At 38.5% G+C, this 18,987-nt stretch carries 16 protein-coding genes; 11 read left to right on the forward strand and 5 right to left on the reverse strand.

Features of this window, described 5'->3' with window-relative positions; all coding sequences use genetic code 11:
* Positions 1 to 2 precede the first annotated feature (2 nt).
* From RI845_RS05605 to RI845_RS05625, 5 genes are all read right to left on the reverse strand, one after another.
* Positions 3 to 1,496 (reverse strand): GGDEF domain-containing protein, encoded by a 1,494-nt coding sequence (locus RI845_RS05605; protein ID WP_348388766.1) that lies wholly within the window; start codon positions 1,494 to 1,496, stop codon positions 3 to 5.
* A 13-nt stretch (positions 1,497 to 1,509) separates the two neighbouring features.
* Positions 1,510 to 2,241, reverse strand: coding sequence for a response regulator transcription factor (locus RI845_RS05610; RefSeq protein WP_348388767.1), 732 nt, complete (start codon positions 2,239 to 2,241; stop codon positions 1,510 to 1,512).
* Complete coding sequence (locus tag RI845_RS05615; RefSeq protein WP_348388768.1) at positions 2,238 to 4,712, reverse strand: ATP-binding protein; 2,475 nt, start codon at positions 4,710 to 4,712, stop codon at positions 2,238 to 2,240. The genes RI845_RS05610 and RI845_RS05615 overlap by 4 nt, the downstream gene beginning before the upstream one ends.
* Before the next feature lie 82 nt (positions 4,713 to 4,794).
* Positions 4,795 to 6,000, reverse strand: coding sequence for an EAL domain-containing response regulator (locus RI845_RS05620; RefSeq protein WP_348388769.1), 1,206 nt, complete (start codon positions 5,998 to 6,000; stop codon positions 4,795 to 4,797).
* 4 nt (positions 6,001 to 6,004) lie between these two features.
* Positions 6,005 to 6,355 carry an Hpt domain-containing protein gene (locus RI845_RS05625; protein WP_348388770.1) on the reverse strand — a complete coding sequence of 117 codons (351 nt, stop codon included), beginning with the start codon at positions 6,353 to 6,355 and terminating at the stop codon, positions 6,005 to 6,007.
* Between the two features lie 527 nt (positions 6,356 to 6,882).
* On the opposite strand from RI845_RS05625, the gene RI845_RS05630 reads away from it, so the two are divergent.
* The 11 genes from RI845_RS05630 to RI845_RS05680 all read left to right on the forward strand — a co-directional run bounded on the left by RI845_RS05630 (position 6,883) and on the right by RI845_RS05680 (position 18,779).
* Positions 6,883 to 7,116, forward strand: coding sequence for a hypothetical protein (locus tag RI845_RS05630; RefSeq protein WP_348388771.1), 234 nt, complete (start codon positions 6,883 to 6,885; stop codon positions 7,114 to 7,116).
* A 26-nt stretch (positions 7,117 to 7,142) separates the two neighbouring features.
* Positions 7,143 to 7,688, forward strand: a complete 546-nt coding sequence (locus RI845_RS05635) for a hypothetical protein (RefSeq protein ID WP_348388772.1) — start codon at positions 7,143 to 7,145, stop codon at positions 7,686 to 7,688.
* Between the two features lie 21 nt (positions 7,689 to 7,709).
* Complete coding sequence (locus tag RI845_RS05640; protein ID WP_348388773.1) at positions 7,710 to 8,360, forward strand: hypothetical protein; 651 nt, start codon at positions 7,710 to 7,712, stop codon at positions 8,358 to 8,360.
* Between the two features lie 134 nt (positions 8,361 to 8,494).
* Positions 8,495 to 9,796, forward strand: coding sequence for an O-antigen ligase family protein (locus RI845_RS05645; RefSeq protein WP_348388774.1), 1,302 nt, complete (start codon positions 8,495 to 8,497; stop codon positions 9,794 to 9,796).
* A 158-nt stretch (positions 9,797 to 9,954) separates the two neighbouring features.
* Positions 9,955 to 11,208, forward strand: a complete 1,254-nt coding sequence (locus RI845_RS05650; RefSeq protein ID WP_348388775.1) for an outer membrane beta-barrel protein — start codon at positions 9,955 to 9,957, stop codon at positions 11,206 to 11,208.
* Positions 11,209 to 11,242: 34 nt separating this feature from the next.
* A complete protein-coding gene (locus RI845_RS05655; RefSeq protein ID WP_348388776.1) occupies positions 11,243 to 11,848 on the forward strand; it encodes a polysaccharide biosynthesis/export family protein in 606 nt (201 codons plus the stop codon).
* Positions 11,849 to 11,855: 7 nt separating this feature from the next.
* Positions 11,856 to 14,048 (forward strand): GumC family protein, encoded by a 2,193-nt coding sequence (locus RI845_RS05660; protein WP_348388777.1) that lies wholly within the window; start codon positions 11,856 to 11,858, stop codon positions 14,046 to 14,048.
* A gap of 11 nt (positions 14,049 to 14,059) precedes the next feature.
* Positions 14,060 to 14,734 carry a hypothetical protein gene (locus RI845_RS05665; protein ID WP_348388778.1) on the forward strand — a complete coding sequence of 225 codons (675 nt, stop codon included), beginning with the start codon at positions 14,060 to 14,062 and terminating at the stop codon, positions 14,732 to 14,734.
* Between the two features lie 797 nt (positions 14,735 to 15,531).
* A complete protein-coding gene (locus tag RI845_RS05670; protein WP_348388779.1) occupies positions 15,532 to 16,167 on the forward strand; it encodes an acetyltransferase in 636 nt (211 codons plus the stop codon).
* A gap of 21 nt (positions 16,168 to 16,188) precedes the next feature.
* A complete protein-coding gene (locus tag RI845_RS05675) occupies positions 16,189 to 17,610 on the forward strand; it encodes a hypothetical protein (RefSeq protein WP_348388780.1) in 1,422 nt (473 codons plus the stop codon).
* Positions 17,598 to 18,779 (forward strand): nucleotidyltransferase family protein, encoded by a 1,182-nt coding sequence (locus RI845_RS05680; protein ID WP_348388781.1) that lies wholly within the window; start codon positions 17,598 to 17,600, stop codon positions 18,777 to 18,779. Before RI845_RS05675 ends, RI845_RS05680 begins: the two co-directional genes overlap by 13 nt.
* The last annotated feature ends 208 nt before the right edge of the window (positions 18,780 to 18,987 follow it).

Here is an 18,987-nt window from a genome sequence, read left to right on the forward strand (position 1 = left end):
TACTATTTACTGATAAATACACTGTTACGCTCTAATTTAGCTAAGTACAGCGCTTTATCTGCGCATAGGTAAATTTCTTCATCACTCATATCAATAATATTGCTTTTAAAGTGGCAACCAATAGAGACGGTTAAAAATTTATCTTTAGCGCTGAACTCATGCACAATGCCCAGTTGTTGGATGTGTTTTCTTAAGTCATTCAACCAAAACTCTGTTTCATCATAGGTGAAGTTTTTAACCAAAATAGCAAATTCTTCACCGCCTAATCGAAACACTTCGTGTTCGGTATCCAGCAAACATTGTTGTAGGCAACTTGCTACTGTTACTAACGCTTTATCACCTTGCGGGTGGCCATAGTTGTCATTGTATTTTTTAAAGTAATCAATATCTAAAATGGCTAATCCAATAGGCAACTGGTACTGCTTGGATGTTTCTAAAAAGCTCACTATACACTGCTCATAGCTTCTTCGATTAGGCAAGCTGGTAAGCGGATCAATTAACGATATTTGTTTGTTGGTGCTGTCAATAAGGACATTGGTAAAGCCGCGTATTTTATCATCACGAGAAAATATGGGCTGAATTCTTGACGTTAACCATTGCAGTTTTCCGGCATTATTATATCGACGAATTTCACCATGCCACATATTGCCACTATTTATCACCGACCAAATCTTTTGCTCAATTTGTTCACGAGTAGGTGACAGGTCGAAAAAGTGCGAGGGTTGCCCTAGCAATTCCTGTTCAGTTTTTTCAATGTAATGACACAATGCATCAGATGCTCTTTCTACTTTGCCATCCACATCTAGTTCGGCAACCATAACGTATTGATTTACCAAACCTTGCAGTTCATTTTTCTCACGTTTTATCGCCAACATACGTCTATTATATGTATAAAAAGTAGCGGCAATTAACAGTAAAATAAATAGGGTTGTAATGAACGAAAATACAACAGCATGTTGTTGGGCTGTTGCAGACGTTTGTCTAAATTCATTGGCCTTGGAGAACGCAAAGACATAAAAGTCTTTAACTTCTTGCTCGGTGTTTTCGATATTTAGAAAAAGCGTATCTAATTCAGCTTTGTTGTTTAGTAACCAGTTTTTGTCCTGGATGTTTTCAATGTTTGGAATATGTTCAACAACGGGAAACCATTTAGAATACGATTGGTAGACCTCTTCAATGTCTTTTTTATCACCCAAAAACTGTTTAAAAATCACGTCAAACTGTTTAACAATGTCCTGTTCTAACTGATTTATTCTTGGAATAACATTTTGTTTATCATCTGTAATAACGGTTTGCCGATAAATTAGATGTTTGATTTCGGCAATGTGGTACACAATAGAATGTGATGACTTAGACACGGTAAAAGGATGGTCATAGAATCTTTCTAACAAGCGAGACGATTGATTCACAACAACCAACGTATAAACACCAAAGCCTATGATTGTTGCCACTAACATTGCTGATAGAGCATGAAACTTACAAAATTTAAACATCATTAAAACAGCAGCTCTATAGCTTTGCTTCTATTAGAGATTGAGTCGATAAACGATATCCCTTAGAACGAACTGTTTTTATAACGTCAGGGCTGATTCCAGCACGTACCAGTTTGGCTTTAAGGCGTGAAATGCTTACGTCCATACCACGACTTACGCCGTTGTAACTTATGCCTTTAAGTGTTTGATATACTTGATCTCTTGAAACAATGCTATCTTTATGGATAAGCAAATAATAAAGCAACTCAAATTCATCATTGGTCAGTGCAATTTCTTCGTTATCAAATTCACATAAATGCAAGTGTTTATTGAAGTTAAGCGCGCCCAAGTGAAATGATTTATTCGCATCAGATTCGGTATGCTTAGCTTCCAATAACCGCGTGATCCTGGCCAAAATCACTTTGAAAGAGCGACTTTTGGCAATAAAATCATCAGCACCTATTTGTAAGCCTTTAAGTTCGGCATCGTCGGTGTCATTGCCGGTTAAAAAGATAATAGGGCCTTTGTAGTATTCACGTAATTTTACGCAAACGTCATAACCATTAATATTGGGTAAACCAATATCAAGTAATATACAATCTGGAGTATGACGTATCACCATTCTATCTACCGCGTCGCCTTTAAACGCTTGATGAACAATAAAACCTTGCGTTTCCAATTGGCGCTTTAAGGTAAATGATACAATTTTATCGTCTTCAACAATCAGTACGCTGGTATTCGTGACGGGTAAAGTATTTTCAGCAATCATAATAAGCCCTCATTTGCTTGCTTTAGAGATGTGGGGACACAATGCTGGTTAATTTCTCGCATCAGTTCATCAGGATTGAATGGTTTTGCTAAAAAGCTGTTCATGCCAATTTCTAAACATAAATCCTTTGTTGTTTCCTTAATATCAGCGGTCAATCCAATAATGCTAATATTATCCCAGTCTCTTTGTTTTCGAATGCGCATGGTCGCTTCATAACCGTCCATTTCAGGCATATGTAAATCCATTAAAATAACGTCATAATGCTTTTTATATAACATTGAAATGGCTTCAATACCGTTATTAGCTATGTCGACCTTGCCATTACGTTTTGCAATAATTTGTTTCGCAACCAACTGATTTAATTTAACGTCTTCAGCGAGTAATATGTTTATGTTGCTAAGGTCGTAATGAGTCCAATGACCATCATTTTTCTCTGGTAACTGACTTCCGGATGGTTTTGGCTGTAGTGCTTTTAAAAACTTATTTGGTAGCAACGGCAGCTGAACATAGTTATGAGTAGTTCTGCTATCTTCATGTTGCTTAGCAATTTTTTGATCCCATAAAAAGTGTATTTTCGAGTAGCTATTGTGTAGCTGCCTAAGAGATACGCTGTTTATATTCGTTTCATTATTAACGTACATTAACAATTCAGTTGCTTTGCTTTTATCTTCGTTAGGAGTATCTGTTATTGCCTGAGATAGGCTCAAGCGATTACTTTGAATACCTAGTTTTTCCAGTAATTGAACCACTTTGTAATCGTCTATTGCAGGCGAGCTTATAACATCGAAAACAGGAACTTTTTCAATCTTTACATCAGCAAACGTAGAGACACTTTGTTCATGGATAGGTAAAGACAGTGTACAAACGGTACCAATGCCTTTATCACTACTGATTGCTAAGTTGCCTTGCATGCTGGTGGCCAGTTTTTTCGAAATGGCCAGACCTAAACCGCTGCCGCCAAATTTGCGAGTAGTGGAATTGTCACCTTGATCAAACGGTGTGAAAATATTTTCTAACAATGCTTTATCAATTCCAACACCGGTATCTTTAATATTGAAAACGATAAAATTTTCGCCCAAGTTTTGCTCATAACCAACGGTTACCTCTACTTGGCCTTTGTTGGTAAATTTAACGGCATTATTAATAAGGTTCAGTAATATTTGTTTGATCCTATTTGCATCAACTTTGATCATTTGTGGCACGGTGTCCGCTATTTCACAGCTAAATTTCAGTTTTTTATCAAATGCTTGTAAGTAAGTTAATCCCAATACTTCATCAAGCATTTTCTCTGTGCTGGTTTCAACCTCTTCAAAAGTAAGTTTTCCCGCTTCTATTTTAGACCAATCTAAAATGTCATTAATGATAAATAATAACGACTTTGACGAGCCTATTAGTTTATCTACGTATTCTTGTTGAGTGTCATTTAACGGGGTTTCTTTAAGCAAATATTGTAATCCCATCAAGCCATTTAGCGGGGTTCTCAGCTCATGGCTCATGTTGGCAAGAAAATCAGTTTTGGCTTGGTTTGCTACTTCCGCTTTTTCTCGAAGCACAGATGATTTTTCAACCTGCATATTAAGCTCATTGATATATTCCCCAATACGGGTAAACAACGACTTAAAATTATTGGTTAAAGAGTTCACCTCTTGAATTGGGCTCTTAATATCAAGGTGTCGAACAAAATTATCATGAGTAAACGAGGCGACTTTTTCACTTAAGCTCACCAGCGGTTTTGCAATATGTTGCAGCACAACAATGCCACTAATAATTAATGCTATGGTGATACAAATTTTTTGAAAAATCAGTAAATAGGTATAGAACGACAGTTGCTCTTCAGCAACTTGGTATTCTTTATTAATACGCGAATTTACCAGCGTGATGAAGTTTTCAATGTATGAGTTTATGGTAACTTTATGATGTTCATATTCTTGGCTAAACAGTAAGTCTATGGCCGGGTCATTTTTAAAATGCTCTGAATCTTGAGTCAGTTGTCGCTCTTTAATCAGCTCAAATGCTTTGTTTTCTATTTTAGCAAGCTCATTAGAACTCATTACTGCTTTTTTCAATAGCAATGCTTCGCTCATGCTAAAGTCTTGAGCCTCTAATAAATCAATTTGAGATATTTTTTGACCAGCAAGCTGCATTAGCTTATTTTCTACTTTTGTATTTTTAGCATAAGGTAACAAATCTTCTAATGAGCGTTCTTCTTCGCCAAGCTGAACAGCAAGCAATTCATTAAATTTAGTCAAGTATTTAGGGTTAGATGTTGCCGCATAACTGCGCGCTAAACGCGTTAAATTGTCGGTGTTTTCTTGGTACCTTGTTGCAATTTTTTGAAAGTTTTGTCGTTTATCGTAAAGGTTCGCAGTATCTTCAACTTTGTCGATATAATAAAAACTGATGATCAAATTGCTTACCAACAAAATAAAAATAACGCTGTGTAATAGGTAAAAATACTTTTTTAATTTCACAAAACACCTGCCATTTTGTTGAGTAAACAAACATGTTGTAGGCTAGTATCGATACGTTGAATTACGTTGTTAGATTTCATAACTAAAGCTCATAGCTACTTTCAATTGATACTAATATTGGCAAATTCCAGTCTTCATCAATTTGCTGTAACTCGTACAACGGCACAGCTTTACAAAAATGAAATCCTTGTAATCTGTCTACGCCCATTGCTTTTAATGCGTCTACTTGTTGCTGATTTTCTACGCCTTCGGCAACACAATTTAAATTCAATGCTTTTGCCATAGCCGCTATGGCTTTGACCACATTGGCGGCTTTTTCACTGGTGAGCATGTCTTTGATTTGTGAACGGTCGATTTTAAGCTCTGAAAATGGAAAGTTAATCAGCTCTTTAATGCCGGACTGCCCAGTTCCGTAGTCGTCGACCGAAATATTTACTCTGGCAATACGTAATTCGGCCAGATTGGCCACCACCGATTGCGTTAATATTGAACGGTTTTCGGTCATCTCAACAATTAATTTATGTGATGGAAAATTATGCTTTTTCAATATGTTTAATAACTTAAAGGCAAAATTGGCTTCGCATAAACTGTCGTATTCCATATTTAACGACAAGGTTAAGTTTTTTATGTTGTATTGATTCAGCAAGTTTAAACTTTTATCGAGAATATAAAGCGTGTAGCGGGTTATTTGATGGTAATCAATCAGAGGTTGTATAAACGTATCTGGTTGATAAATTTTACCTTTAACCTGCAATCTGCCTAATATTTCCAGACCGGTTATTCGCAAGGTTTTTGCACAAAGCTGTGGTTGAAAGTAAGGCTGAAATTTATTATCCAATAAGTAAGCCATCGTATTGTGGTTACTAAACTGATGCGAAGGTATAACTGTTGGTTCAAGTAAGTTATTGCTGTAATTACTCGATATTTCATCAATTGCTTCAATTAAGTCGCTTTTGTGAAAGGGTTTAGGAAATTGTTTTACCTGATCAATCCCAGTTAATTTTGCCAGCAGGGTTATCGATTGAATGACTTCATTATCAAGGGCGCTTACAATGATTAAACCTGCCAACAGGTCAAATTGTTTCAGTTCTTTTATAATATTAACAACAGAATCTTGATGTAAGTGAATGTCAGTAATTAAAATAAATGGCTCTTTAATTACGGCCATTTCAAACAAACAACTGTGCACATCAAAAAAAGACTTGGCCGAGCAAGATTTCATATTATTTATATACGTATAAATAATATGGTTCTGAATAGGGTCATCTTCTAAAATTAAAACTTTCATAATGCTATTCTTTTAGAACTTCTTTGACTAAACATTCTTCAAGAATCGTTATTTCTTCTTTCAAGCGTTCATAATCGTTAGCACCGCTTGGTAAACCTCGTTCTTTAATGCTTTCTTCAATGCTTTTAATTAAATGACTGATATCGCTAAAGCCTAAATAAGCGATAGTGCCTTTAAGTTGATGTATCTTTAATAGCATTACCTCTGAGTTGAGGTTTTCAAGAGCTACATCGATTTCATCGAGCAAAATTGGGGCGTAATCAGAAAACATATTCACAACTTCAGCAGCCGTGTCAGTATCACCGGCAAAAACTTCCCAAAAGCCTGTTAAATCTATTTTGGCATTTTTTATCATCAATACATCTCAATATGTTGTCTGTGTAATGGAAACAAATTTGTTACTGACCAAACCCAGAACTTGCACACATTGGTAGTGCAAATTGGTAAGAGCTTTTCGGTGTTTATTTTATGTAAAAATAGCAGTAACAAATAATTTACTCTCGACTATATCATGATGGTGCTGCTGAAATTGTAAGCTAGTGTAACAGTAGTGTAACAGTGGGCTTGATGAGGTTTTAGTTGTCTTTTTATGCACTGTTTATTACCCGTTTTGCACGCCTGAAATTTAGGTTTTTGCCACATAAATCCCTCTGTAAATACAACCATATTTTGCCAATTATTAAATAATCGCTTTTATTTTAATGGCTTAGAACTTGTCTAAAATTCACTTTAAAAGCTTCCTCTGTTACAAATCTTCGTTACAAAGCAGTTACAATAACAGCGGCTCTATGGTAAATTTCTATTGTAACGGCTTTGTAACGACTCGAAAAAGTCGGAAAAACAACAAACCAAAACAATAAAAATTACCAAGTAGATGTTGTTATGAAAGATAAAAAAATAACTGAAACAGAGAATAGTGCTGATACCTGTGAGCAAACTCGTCGAGATTTTATCCAAAAATTTGGTAAGTTGGCTGCAGTAACGCCTATCGGGTTAACTGTGTTAATGACCCCAAAAACATCGTACGCAATGACATCCGCACAATGTGCAAATAAAAAACCAAGCCACCCGTGTCATCGCCGTTTTAATAGTGCGAGTAACGGCAATGGTTTTTAATTAGCAATTAAGAGTCGGACACTAATATGAAAATAAGAACCGCGGCGTTTATTGGACCACTTTGTTTTGCCTCATCACTGTTGGCCGTAACTTCATTTAAAGATAATCACAGTGTTATGAGTGATTATGCCTTTGAGGCAGAACTGTATGAAAATGCAGATCAGATTGAATCGACGAATGAAGATTTTTACTCAGACATTTTGCTTGATGAAAGCAAAGAAGATAGAGCGAAACTTAAAAAGCAGCAACGTCAACTTGCCAAAGAACAACAAAAAAAAATCACCAAACAGCTGAATGAAGAAGCACGATTAGCCCTACAAAAGCAATTACAACAAACCGGAAAACCTGCCAAATCTAACGCTGTCGCTAACGTTGAAGTAACAAAAGCAACCCACACCACGTTTGATGATGAGCAGCCTATTGTTGAGCTGGCCAGAGTGTCAGCTACTTTGCAGAATATTGACCAGCAGCGAATACTAAACTTAGCGCCGCCAATTCCTCCTGGAACGCTTGGCGGTGGCAACGGTAATGGTGGTCCGGGGGCTGCGCAAATCACAGCGTCGGCAAATTAATTTAAAGCAAGGGTGAATTCTATGAAACGAGTTGTTACTGCGATTATTATTTTACTCTTATTGCTTAGTAGTGGGGCGGCTATAAATAAATTTAAGCAAAATGACCCAACATTATCCGCCGATACTAAAATGCGATTAACAGATAATGAAGTCGCTACTGTCATCGATCATCCTAAAACAGTTAATAACACTGCAGTGCAAGCAAAAGGTGTAAGAAAGCACTCAGCAAGTGTTGTTGATACACAACAAAACCAAATAAACAGTGCCCCCAAAACGGTAGCAAACACAGAAACGAAAGAGCCAACCCCTTCGGCTGTTAATAATACGATTGAAACTTCTGACATTGCAGCAACAACAAATGTGGTAAGAGGAGCCAATGTAAACGCATCGTATACAAAACAACCCAACATTAAGACTATTGCCCCTGAAACAAGTCAAGAATCAACACCCGTACCGCTCAATACACCACTGCACAACGATAGTGTTGAACAACTAGATGATAGTCTTGTGAAAACTGCTTTGGTAGAACAACTCTATGTTGACAAAGAGCAACCTCTTACGGTAAAACTGGATCTATTAAACCTTAGCCCGCCAATGCCTCCCGGTACATTAGGAGGTGGTAATGGTAATGGCGGACCTGGTGCTGGCCAACAAAGTGTGTCTTCAAATTAAATACTGTGCATAATCAATCCCGTAAGCAAATTACCAATAATTTTCTAAGTAATGCCTCGTATATCGTACTACTCCTGTTACTTGTTTGGTTACCCATACCGCTTGGTTCAAATAGGCCTTGGGCATGGTCGATTATGGAAGTGTCAATTTTTATTTTATTTGGGCTTACTCTACTCAGTTATTCGCTAAATTACACAAAGCAAACGTTAGGTCTTTATTGGCCCATTGTACTTGGCTTGGGGATTTTTATTGTATTCCAGCTGATACAAATACTACCGCTTCCAAGTCAACTTGTTGCTGTATTGAGTTCTAATATCTATTTGATCAAAAGCAGTTATGTTCTAAACGATACTGAGTCGTGGATGACGTTGGCACTTGATCCAACACAAGCCGTGATCTCAACACTAAAGGGCATAAGTTACTATTTGCTTTTATTGTCAACGTTATTGTTAATAAACAACTTTAATCGCTTAAAGTGGTTGTTAATTTGTATTATTGCTATTGGTACCTGGCAGGCTTTTTATGGCAGCATAATGGCGTTAAGTGGTGTTGATAAAAGCTTTTTCTGGGAGTTCAACAATAGTAATACTGCTAATGGTAGCTTTGTTTATAGAAATCATTTTGCAAACTTTTTGATGTTGTCATTATCCATTGGCATGGGGTATTTAGTGGCCATGTTAAATAAAGGGAAAGTTCGAGCTGGTCGAGCGCATGTTACTCATTTTTTGAGAATGCTTCTATCAGGCAAAGTAACGTTACGGATCGCGCTCGCGATTATGGTGATAGCCATTGTGTTATCTCGTTCACGAATGGGCAATGCCGCATTCTTTATCGCCTTATCAATAAGTGGTTTGATGGCGTTGTGGTTAATGCGGGATAAAAGTAAAAGCTTATTCGTATTACTGATCAGCATATTTTTTATTGATGCGGTAATTTTAGGCTCCTACTTTGGCATTGATAAAGTCCAAGAGCGTATTGAAAATACTCGTGTTGAAACTGAAATACGGGGGAATGTTAACGAGTACAGTGTCGAGTTAATAAAGTTATTTCCAGAAACCGGTACTGGCGGTGGCAGTTATTACAGTACCTTTGAGATGGTTAAAGGCAGTGATATAAAGGCATTTTTTGACCATGCCCATAATGACTATTTGCAATTTACTATCGAATACGGAATTCCTGCCACAATGTGGTTGGCGTTATTGATCATTGTTACCCTGATACATGCATTTAGAGCGATAAAACATCGAAACAGCAAGATGCTACAAGGTGTTGGATTTGCCACGGCTATGGCAATTATTGGTATGTTAATTCATATGACCGTTGACTTTAATTTACAAGCCCCAGCCATTGCGGCTGTTTTTCATATTATTTTAGCCCTTGCTTGGATAGCTCACTCGGGTTTGAAATCTAAAAAATATACCGAAAACCTCACTTAAAACCTTGTTTTTTAGACGATTGTGCAACAAAAAAATAATCAAAAACCTTTAAGTTTTTGTGATATTATCGTTAAATAAATATTAGAATAAAAACATTAAAGAAACATGATGGAATATTTTTCTTTTTAATAATAATAATTTTAGGGCGTAGAGCGTTAATGATGTTCTTTGGTAGATCTATTGTTGTTTCTATCTTTGTATACCAGATGATCTTTTTGTCCTTGGTACCTAAAACTGTATTTGCTTTTTTTCAAGATGGCATTCCCTTCGCCGGTTTTAAATTACATTCCCAGATCAATGTCACAGAAAGCTATACCGATAATTTATTGCAAGATGATGATAACAAGATCAATACATGGAAAACCTTCATCAACCCAAATGTGTCACTTAGTAAAACCTACGGGCTAAATCAGGTAGAATTTGGTTATGGACTCTTGCACAGTAATTACTCGGCAAAAGGTCGAGATAACATTACCGATCATAAATTTCATCTTAATTCCGCGCTTGATTTTAATACCTCGCATAGACTAAAACTAAGTGCACAATACAACATTATGTATGAAGAACGAGGCAAAGATTACTCTATAGGTTATGGCGATTTATTAAAAAAGCCTACTGAATATAAATCATTAACAGCAAAGAGCTTGTATACCTATGGTGCAAAAAGCGCAAAAGCCAATGTTGATGTTAGTTTGGGTTATTATGAAGTGCTTTGGGAAAAATTGAGCATTAGCGACTTAACAATTGGTCCGCCCACAGACACATCACTTATTGATCTCACCGCAGACAGAGAACATGAGATTACTTCAGTAGGGTCGACATTTCGATATAAAACGGGAGCATATACTGAAGTTAATACGTCTATTACCTACCAGGATATTAACTATCATCATGCAACAGGCTTAGTTGATAATCGTGATAGTGAAGTAAGCTCTGCTTTTGTTGGACTTAAATGGCAAGGCTCTGCACTAACCACTGGTTTTGTTAATGTAGGTTATTCTAGCAAAACCTTTGATAGTCAATATCGTAGCGATGAAAGTGGCTTTCGTTGGCAACTTGGTGTGATATGGAAGCCTCTGACGTATTCAAATTTTGACTTTTCATCGGCGCAAAACGTAACCGAAGCAAAAGGACAAGGCAGTTATATTAAAAATACCAACTACACCGTGAGTTGGCACCATCAGTGGTTAACGCGTTTAAAAACAAAATTATCTACAAGAGTTATGAATGATGAATACGGGGATTCTTTTAGAGAAGATGATGTTGATATTTACAGCGCTACTGTAACGTACCAAATGCGTAAGAACCTTGCGTTTTCATCATCATTAAAACACCACATAAGAGACAGTAATATAGAAAAGCTCACATTTACTGAAAATATTATATCCGTATCGATGAAGTTCGCGTTATAGTAGTACGTAACAACAATAAAGGCCTCAGCTGAATATGCATTTTTTTACAGCTTTTTCTCGCAACAATAATCGACTATGTGATTTACCAATCCGTAAATGTTTTCTTCATGGCTTACTGTTTTTGTTGAGTGTCATGCTTTGCATACCGAGTGTAATGGCTGCTACTGACACCAATGACCAACGTTTGTACCGTTTAGATACTGGTGATGTAATTAATATCAGTGTTTTTGGTGAGGAGGACCTGTCTAAGCAAGTCTTAATTAATAACCGCGGTAGTATCAATTATCCATTTCTTGGGGAATTGAATGTACGTGGTTTGACTTTGCAGCAAATCGAAGAAAAAATCACGCAAGGGTTAAAGCCCGATTATCTCATTAACCCCAATGTATCGGTTGCCATTGTCACGTACCGTTCGTTTTTCATTGAAGGCCAGGTTAAAAATTCAGGGGCCTATGCCTATCAACCAGGCTTAACCATTGCCAAAGCGGTCGTGTTGGCGGGAGGCTTTACTGAACGAGCGTCGAAAGACAAGTTATTTGTTGTAAAAGCCAACGATCCAAACCATGAAGAAATTCGTGTATCCATTAATACGTTGGTTGAGCCTGGCGATATTATTACTGTTAAGCAAAGTTTTTTCTAAATTATTTATGAATCAATCGAACCAATACCAAGAAAACATTCTTCCACAAGATCATGACGATTCATTTGATGACATCGACTTTAAGCGACTATTAACAGTTGTTTTAAAGTTTCGTTGGCAAATCATTGCCTTTACCATTGTTGTTGGATTGTTTACCACAATTTATGCCTACTCTTTAACGCCAATTTATCGTGCCGCCGCAACATTACATCTTGACTCAGATAACTCTGAAGTAGACAGTTTAAATGATGTTTATCGGGATTATACTGCCGGCGAAGAGTATTACTATACTCAGCTCGAAATAATTCGCTCTAAAGCCGTTGCAGAGCTAGTGGTTAAAAACTTAGCCCTTGATAAAAATCCGTTGTTTCGTGTGGATAAACAACAGTGGTTAGTACAAAACCCAAATTTCATCGGCTTAAGTGATGACGAGTTGGAAGCACGCTTTAACGACATCCAATACAACAGGGCCCTTGGCTACGTTCGAGGCGGACTTGGTGCCTCTCCAATAAAACAAACACAACTTGTTAGTGTTAGCTTTACGTCTGCTCATCCTGAAATGACCGCATTAATTTCAAATGCCGTCGGACAAGCGTATATCGATAATCATATGCAGGTAAGTTTAGAGCGAATTGAAAAGTCGGCAACATGGTTGAATGCATCATTGTCGGGGTTAAAAACACAACTAGATACATCAGAAGATAAATTACAGGCTTTTCAAGAGAAAGAATCGTTAATTGATATAGGCGGCATAAAAAGCTTAGCCGCGAATGAAGTTGAGAGCTTATCTGAGCAAGTGCTTGCCGCAAAGCAATTATTGAAACGTACCGAGATCATCTATAATTTATATCAGCAATATACCAGTATTGACGATATCGCGAATTTACCCGAAGTGCTCAATCACCCAGCCATCAAATCGGCAAATCAACAAACGCGCCAAGTGGAAGAAAGAATTGATGAGCTTGCGTTAACTTACGGTAAAAAACACCCTAAAATGATCTCTGCGGTTGCTGATTTAGCACGAGAAAAAGACAACGTTAATAAAAATATACGACGTTTAAAAATTACCATTGGTAACGATTATAAAAAGGCTCAACGTGCGTTAGCGCAACAAGAGTTTGATTTAGCCGAGGCAAAGGCAAATTACCAACAATTAACGCGCAAAGAAAATCAACGTCGCGAATTAACGCAAGAAGTGGATACGAATAAAGAACTCTATAATTCATTTTTTGCACGATTAAAAGAAACGTCAGAGCTGGAAGGCTTTGAAGCCACAGTAGGGCGAGTAATTGAGCGTGCTGAAGTGCCATATAGCCCGATAAAACCCAATAAAAAATTAATCATAACCATTGCCATGATGACGGCGGCGGCGTTGAGCATTGGCGTAGTATTATTAATGGAAGCATTGAATAGTACAATTCGTAACGTGACAGATATTGAAACGCGCCTTGGCACCAATTTATTGGGGATTGTGCCGTTGATCAAACACGATGGCAAAAAGTCACCAGCGGATCAAAGCATCGATCATCACTATTTTTTCAATGCAGATGACCATGCATTTTCAGAAGCCATTAGAACATTAAGGACCAGTGTTCAATTATTGAGCTTCGATAAAAAGATTAAAGTGATTGCCATTACGTCGACCATTCCTAATGAAGGTAAAACAATGGTGACGTCAAACTTGGCCTTTGCCGTTGGCCAACTTGAAAAAACCATATTGATCGATACCGATTTACGCAAACCTAAAGTTGGCAAAAATTTTGGCATTCAATCGACGGGCTTATCTGATTATATTGCCGGTAATAATTCTTTAGAAGAATGCATACAGCATGATAGCAAGTCTAACCTTGATGTGATCACCGCAGGCACCATCCCGCCGAACCCACAAGAATTGCTCGCCTCTAATCAATTTAAACAATTGTTGAAAGAGCTGAGAGCCAAATACGACAAAATAATCATCGATACGCCGCCAATTTTAGCGGTAAGTGATGCGATGATTGTGGCAAGGCAAGCAGATAATTTGATCTATGTGGTTAATTCAGATTCGACCAAAGAAAGTCAGATCAAAACAAGTTTAAAACGACTTCAACAAGCAAAGCTGAACATTAGCGGTGTGGTGTTAAACAAAGTTGATCTTGATAAAGCCGCTGAATATGATGACTTTCAAGGCTACTATGACCGTTATGGGTACAACTCGTAGCCAATTAGCTTATGGACAAATTCATTAAAGTCATTATCATTTCTAGCCTTATCTTTGCCAGCTATGTGGCCGGTAAATATGGGTTGGCTAATGTCGCGTTTAAAGACGTTGAAAAGCAGATAGCATTTTGGCAAAAGTTACCGGAAGATTCAGAGCTGTTTACACTGCTGACTGTACAACAGCAAGATAAAGCGAACGCCCTTGACGAGCCTACCAGTCACTCAGAATACGCCACTGCAACGAATGTGTCTTTGCGCCAAAGTTATCAAAACGCCTTAAAGAGCATCGATAAAGCCATCGCCTTGCACAGACTTCCGCAATACATTGAAAGCAAAGCGCAATTATTAGAATGGGGCGTACGCCTAGGAATAGAGTCAAACAAAGTAAAAACACTACATCAAGCAAACGCTTTATATTTACAGTCGGTCCGATTAAGACCAACTTGGCCAACCACTTGGGCTGCACTTGCGTTGAACAAATGGCACTTGCAAGAGTTTGACCAAGAGATGATCACCTACCTGTTAAATGCCCACAAATTTGGTAAAAATAAACCCGAGGTTAAACAATTGTGGCAGCAGCTTGGTTACGCATTAGCAGACAGTGAAAACAAAGAGTTAGTCAAATTGATTTCGCCATACAAGATTATCCTGGATAAATACCGTTCAGAAGGTACCAAAGTTAAGTAGCACACAGTATTCTTAACTGAGTAACGCATACATTCCATTCCGAATTACGAAGTAACTATCGAAGCATAGCGGATACGGAGCGATAGCGTATTCGAAGTGCAACGTATTCGCAGCAAAGCGCATTCCCATCTCAAAATTTTGGATACCCGAACGAGTCGGGTATGACGAAATCAGAACCCGTCATTACCGTGAACAACTACAAGGATGTAGGAGGTAAGAGAAGCATGAACTCTTTATCTCACCATCGTCATTACCGCGAACGACTCCATGGATGGAGGAGGTAGAGCGAAGCAGGATGCCAGAGCCGAGGCGGTAATCCATACTATTTTACGAATACGACACTCTGTTCCTTCTAATACATTGCATTACGAAACAACTATCGAAGCACAGCGTATACGGAGCGATAGCGTATTCGAAGTGCAACGTATTCCCAGCAAAGCGCATTCCCATCTCAAAATTTTGGATACCCAACGAGCCGGGTATGACGAAATCAGAACCCGTCATTACCGCGAACGACTCCATGGATGGGTGAGGTAGAGCGAAGCAGGATGCCAGAGCCGAGGCGGTAATCCATACTCTTTTACGAATACTACATTCTGTTCCTTCTAATACATTGCATTACGAAACAACTATCGAAGCACAGCGTATACGGAGCGATAGCGTATTCGAAGTAGCGAAGCTACGTATTCGTACCTTAAGTAAAGCGCACTTTTTAATATCCTCCTATTGTATATTTACGCCAACCTTGTATTCTAAATATAATTTCAATCTCGCCTATTCTCCCAAGGAAAAATTAAATGCCATTACAACCTAAAACCCTCGCCATATTAGGCATAGATGACCACGGTAAAGTCGCAGCAGAAATCGCTCAACGAAATGGTTACGAAGTTTATTTTTTTGACGACCAACACCCACAACAACAAAAGTGTGGCCACTGGCAAGTTGTTGGCACAGAACAAGATCTAATTAATCACGGCAATAAGTACGATGAAATTTTTGTTGCCCTTAGTCACAATAAACGCCGAGATGTAAAACTTACTCAATTTAAAAACTTAGGCTTCAATATTGCGACGCTTATTTCAAAAGACGCCACGGTGAGCAATTTTTGTGAAATAGGTGTTGGTGCCATGATCGTGGCAAATGCATGTATTAACTATGGTACTAAAATAGGCGAAGGGACGATCATTAATACGGGAGCAAACATTGATCACTCTTGTACTATTGACGCGTTTGTACACGTTTCACCAGGAGTAAACATTGCTGCCGAAGTGAACGTAGGAAACTACTGTTGGATTGGTATTGGCTCTAACTTAATACACCAAATTAACATTGGTCATACCGTTATTACAGGTGCAGGTGCCGTTATCCTTAACGATGTACCGTCAGAAGTAACAGTCGTTGGTTGTCCTGCTCATATCGTCCGTCGTAAGTAATTACTGTTCATTAATTTTCCCATGTCATTCAAAAAAGTCCAATTAAACGCCCCTCATTTAACCTTATGGTTAAGTGAGGATAACGGCCTATTATTTCACGAAGGTAAAAAGGAGTTATCGCAAATAGAGCCTATTTCTATTGCCCTATTAATGGCTTTAGATGAAGGCTTGACTAATGAGCAAGCATTAATTGAACTGCAACAGTACAGTAGTCTTAGCAAAGAGCAACTAAAGCCTAGCTTAGCGCAAGTAAAAGCGTTATTTAAAAAGACAGAAGAACAGCACACCTATGCAGATGGTTTATACCCTGAGTTACAAAGTCATCTGAACCAACAACCAGAGCCAGATTCATTTTGTTTAAAAGTAGCCAATGCAACGTTTGCAATTACCAGTGATGATGAAGATTTATTAAACGAGATCAAAGAACTGCTCGCGCCGGTTCAAATCATAGCGCCAAATGAAGTACACTTTGCTATTGATATCGAGATATACAAAGGCAACTATCTGCTTGTTTCAAATGATATCGTGGTTGAGGAAGGCTTAGCTCAAAATCAAGTCATGCCGGTGTTTATCGACCGTTTGCAAATACTCGCTTACCAGCACAGTGACTACTGTTTTGGTTTTCATGGTGCGGCGTTAACAAACTGTCATTTCCGCCCTGAACTTGTTTCAGGATCTCTGGAAGCCACAAGCGAAGCTGAAGTCCGTCATTCCCGACTCGTTCGGGAAACCACAAGCGAAGCTGAAAGCCGTCATTCCGTACTTGTTACGGAAACCATAAACGATTTTGAATCAAAAAACATGGATCCCCGCATGCGCGAGGAAGACGACGAGACAGTTCCTAGTTCTTCTACAACCATCTTACTACCCGGCGTATCGGGTGCAGGTAAGTCAACCTTAACGGCTGAGTTGTCTACACAAAACTTCGCGGTATACTCAGATGAAATCATCGCTCTGAATGATGACTTTAACCTTATAGGGCTGAGCTTACCGATGGCAATAAAGTCAGGCAGTTGGCAACACATTGCAAACCTATACCCGGAGCTTAATACTCAGCCAGAATGGCATCGAGTAGACGGCCGTATTTTAAAATACATTTGGCCAGCGCACATAGCAGAACATACTGAATCAGATATTCATCAGGAAAACGGTGAACCTTCATCATCACTTCCTGAACTTGTTTCAGGATCTATTTCAACATCCCACAAAACACTGCTCATAAACCCAAGCTACAGCAAAAACGCAAGCCCAAAAGCCACCAAACTTTCAGTGACCCACACCATCGCTTTAGTCACAAACGGCGGGTACCAACTAGGCGTTGAATTAACAGAGGAGAGGGTTGAGCAATTAATACGTTTTTGCGAACAAATAAGCGCATACCAAATAACGTATTCAAGCAGTGAACACGCTCAACAATTGGTAGATCAAATATGCGAGAAGTAACTCAGCAATCAACGTCGCCTAATATCACCGAGCAAACCTTTATTGATATGGGCATGTGGCTGACTCATCCAAATGAGCACACTGCGCAGCAGCTTGAAACCTTACTGGATGAAGATGCACGTTTGCCTTTGATCACGTTAGTTAATACGTACTGGTTAGGGGGCGCGCTGCATAACAGTTTAAACGCTAGCAAGGTTTGGCACGGATTGGATCCAGAGCTTCAAGGTTACTTAGCTGAGTTAGGATCATTTTATCATCAACGCAATGAAGGCATTAAACATGAAGCCATTTTTGCGTGTCAGCAATTAAGCGAGGAAAATATTCCCGTTGTTATTTTAAAAGGGGGGGCCAGTTTATTTAATGGCGTTTTCAAAACGATTGGTGATCGGTTCATGACCGATATCGATTTATTGGTTCCAGAGCATTTCCACGAACGCGCTAACCAGGTATTAATGACGTACGGATATTCGCCTCATGTTGAAGGGCATGAGCACACTTACGACGAACATCACCATGCACCGCCACTGTTTCGTGACGGTGGTTATTGCAGTGTAGAACTTCATCGCTGGGCATTAAAAAGATCGGAAAGCGATGTGTTATCAACCGATGAGATCTGGCAAGAAGCATCCGCACTTGTATTGACCGACACACTTACTGCATTGCATATGTCACCAAGCCAGCAAGTGGTGTTATCAATTGCCCACAGCGAACTGTCGCATAAAGGGTATGAAACAGAGCATATTGATTGGCGCCAACTGTTAAATGTGTACGCTATTGCCACTCATTATCAAGAGCAGATCCACTGGGATGATGTGTTCGCCCACTTTAAACGATGTCGAAAGGTAGGCTCGTTATCCGCAACGTTATGCGCCGCCTATAAATACTTCGAACTAACAACCCCCATCACCAATTCAGATGATAAACAGGCTATGCGTCATGTTGAAACGTGTATAAAACACTATGTAGATAGGCAAAAGCCTGGCAGACCATTTAGTTATTTACAGGGGGTTTTAAACGAATACAGGAAAGAGAACATGTTGATGAGTTATGGCGGTCAAGGAACGTTTCCTGTTTTATCGGCTCGAATGAAGCTTTTAAAACGGCATTTACTCACAGCAGTCAATCCTAAATCGTTAATTCGCTTTATTAAAAAAGTCTTTTCCTCATAATACGTGTACAACACAGGTGTGCATATACTTTATTTTTGAGCCTGTTGTTTTTTGTAAAAAAACAGGTGACCCTATAATGTAATTTAATTACATTATTGCAACAAATGAGTGGTATTAGCCCATTAATGCCTTTATAATCTTATCGCTTTAAATTGTGCTATATACGATTGTTGAGCAGATTATCTTTACTAAATAATAAACCAATGGT

This window comes from Thalassotalea nanhaiensis, from assembly GCF_031583575.1.
Classification (GTDB): domain Bacteria; phylum Pseudomonadota; class Gammaproteobacteria; order Enterobacterales; family Alteromonadaceae; genus Thalassotalea_A; species Thalassotalea_A nanhaiensis.

Coding starts and splice junctions, on each gene's coding strand:
- RI845_RS05655 (WP_348388776.1), top strand. CDS start 11,243: ATGCATTTTTTTACAGCTTTTTCTCGCAACAATAATCGACTATGTGAT.
- RI845_RS05640 (WP_348388773.1), top strand. CDS start 7,710: ATGAAACGAGTTGTTACTGCGATTATTATTTTACTCTTATTGCTTAGT.
- RI845_RS05675 (WP_348388780.1), top strand. CDS start 16,189: ATGTCATTCAAAAAAGTCCAATTAAACGCCCCTCATTTAACCTTATGG.
- RI845_RS05680 (WP_348388781.1), top strand. CDS start 17,598: ATGCGAGAAGTAACTCAGCAATCAACGTCGCCTAATATCACCGAGCAA.
- RI845_RS05670 (WP_348388779.1), top strand. CDS start 15,532: ATGCCATTACAACCTAAAACCCTCGCCATATTAGGCATAGATGACCAC.
- RI845_RS05620 (WP_348388769.1), bottom strand. CDS start 6,000: ATGAAAGTTTTAATTTTAGAAGATGACCCTATTCAGAACCATATTATT.
- RI845_RS05650 (WP_348388775.1), top strand. CDS start 9,955: ATGATGTTCTTTGGTAGATCTATTGTTGTTTCTATCTTTGTATACCAG.
- RI845_RS05660 (WP_348388777.1), top strand. CDS start 11,856: ATGAATCAATCGAACCAATACCAAGAAAACATTCTTCCACAAGATCAT.
- RI845_RS05635 (WP_348388772.1), top strand. CDS start 7,143: ATGAAAATAAGAACCGCGGCGTTTATTGGACCACTTTGTTTTGCCTCA.
- RI845_RS05665 (WP_348388778.1), top strand. CDS start 14,060: ATGGACAAATTCATTAAAGTCATTATCATTTCTAGCCTTATCTTTGCC.
- RI845_RS05625 (WP_348388770.1), bottom strand. CDS start 6,355: ATGATAAAAAATGCCAAAATAGATTTAACAGGCTTTTGGGAAGTTTTT.
- RI845_RS05645 (WP_348388774.1), top strand. CDS start 8,495: ATGGAAGTGTCAATTTTTATTTTATTTGGGCTTACTCTACTCAGTTAT.
- RI845_RS05605 (WP_348388766.1), bottom strand. CDS start 1,496: ATGATGTTTAAATTTTGTAAGTTTCATGCTCTATCAGCAATGTTAGTG.
- RI845_RS05610 (WP_348388767.1), bottom strand. CDS start 2,241: ATGATTGCTGAAAATACTTTACCCGTCACGAATACCAGCGTACTGATT.
- RI845_RS05630 (WP_348388771.1), top strand. CDS start 6,883: ATGAAAGATAAAAAAATAACTGAAACAGAGAATAGTGCTGATACCTGT.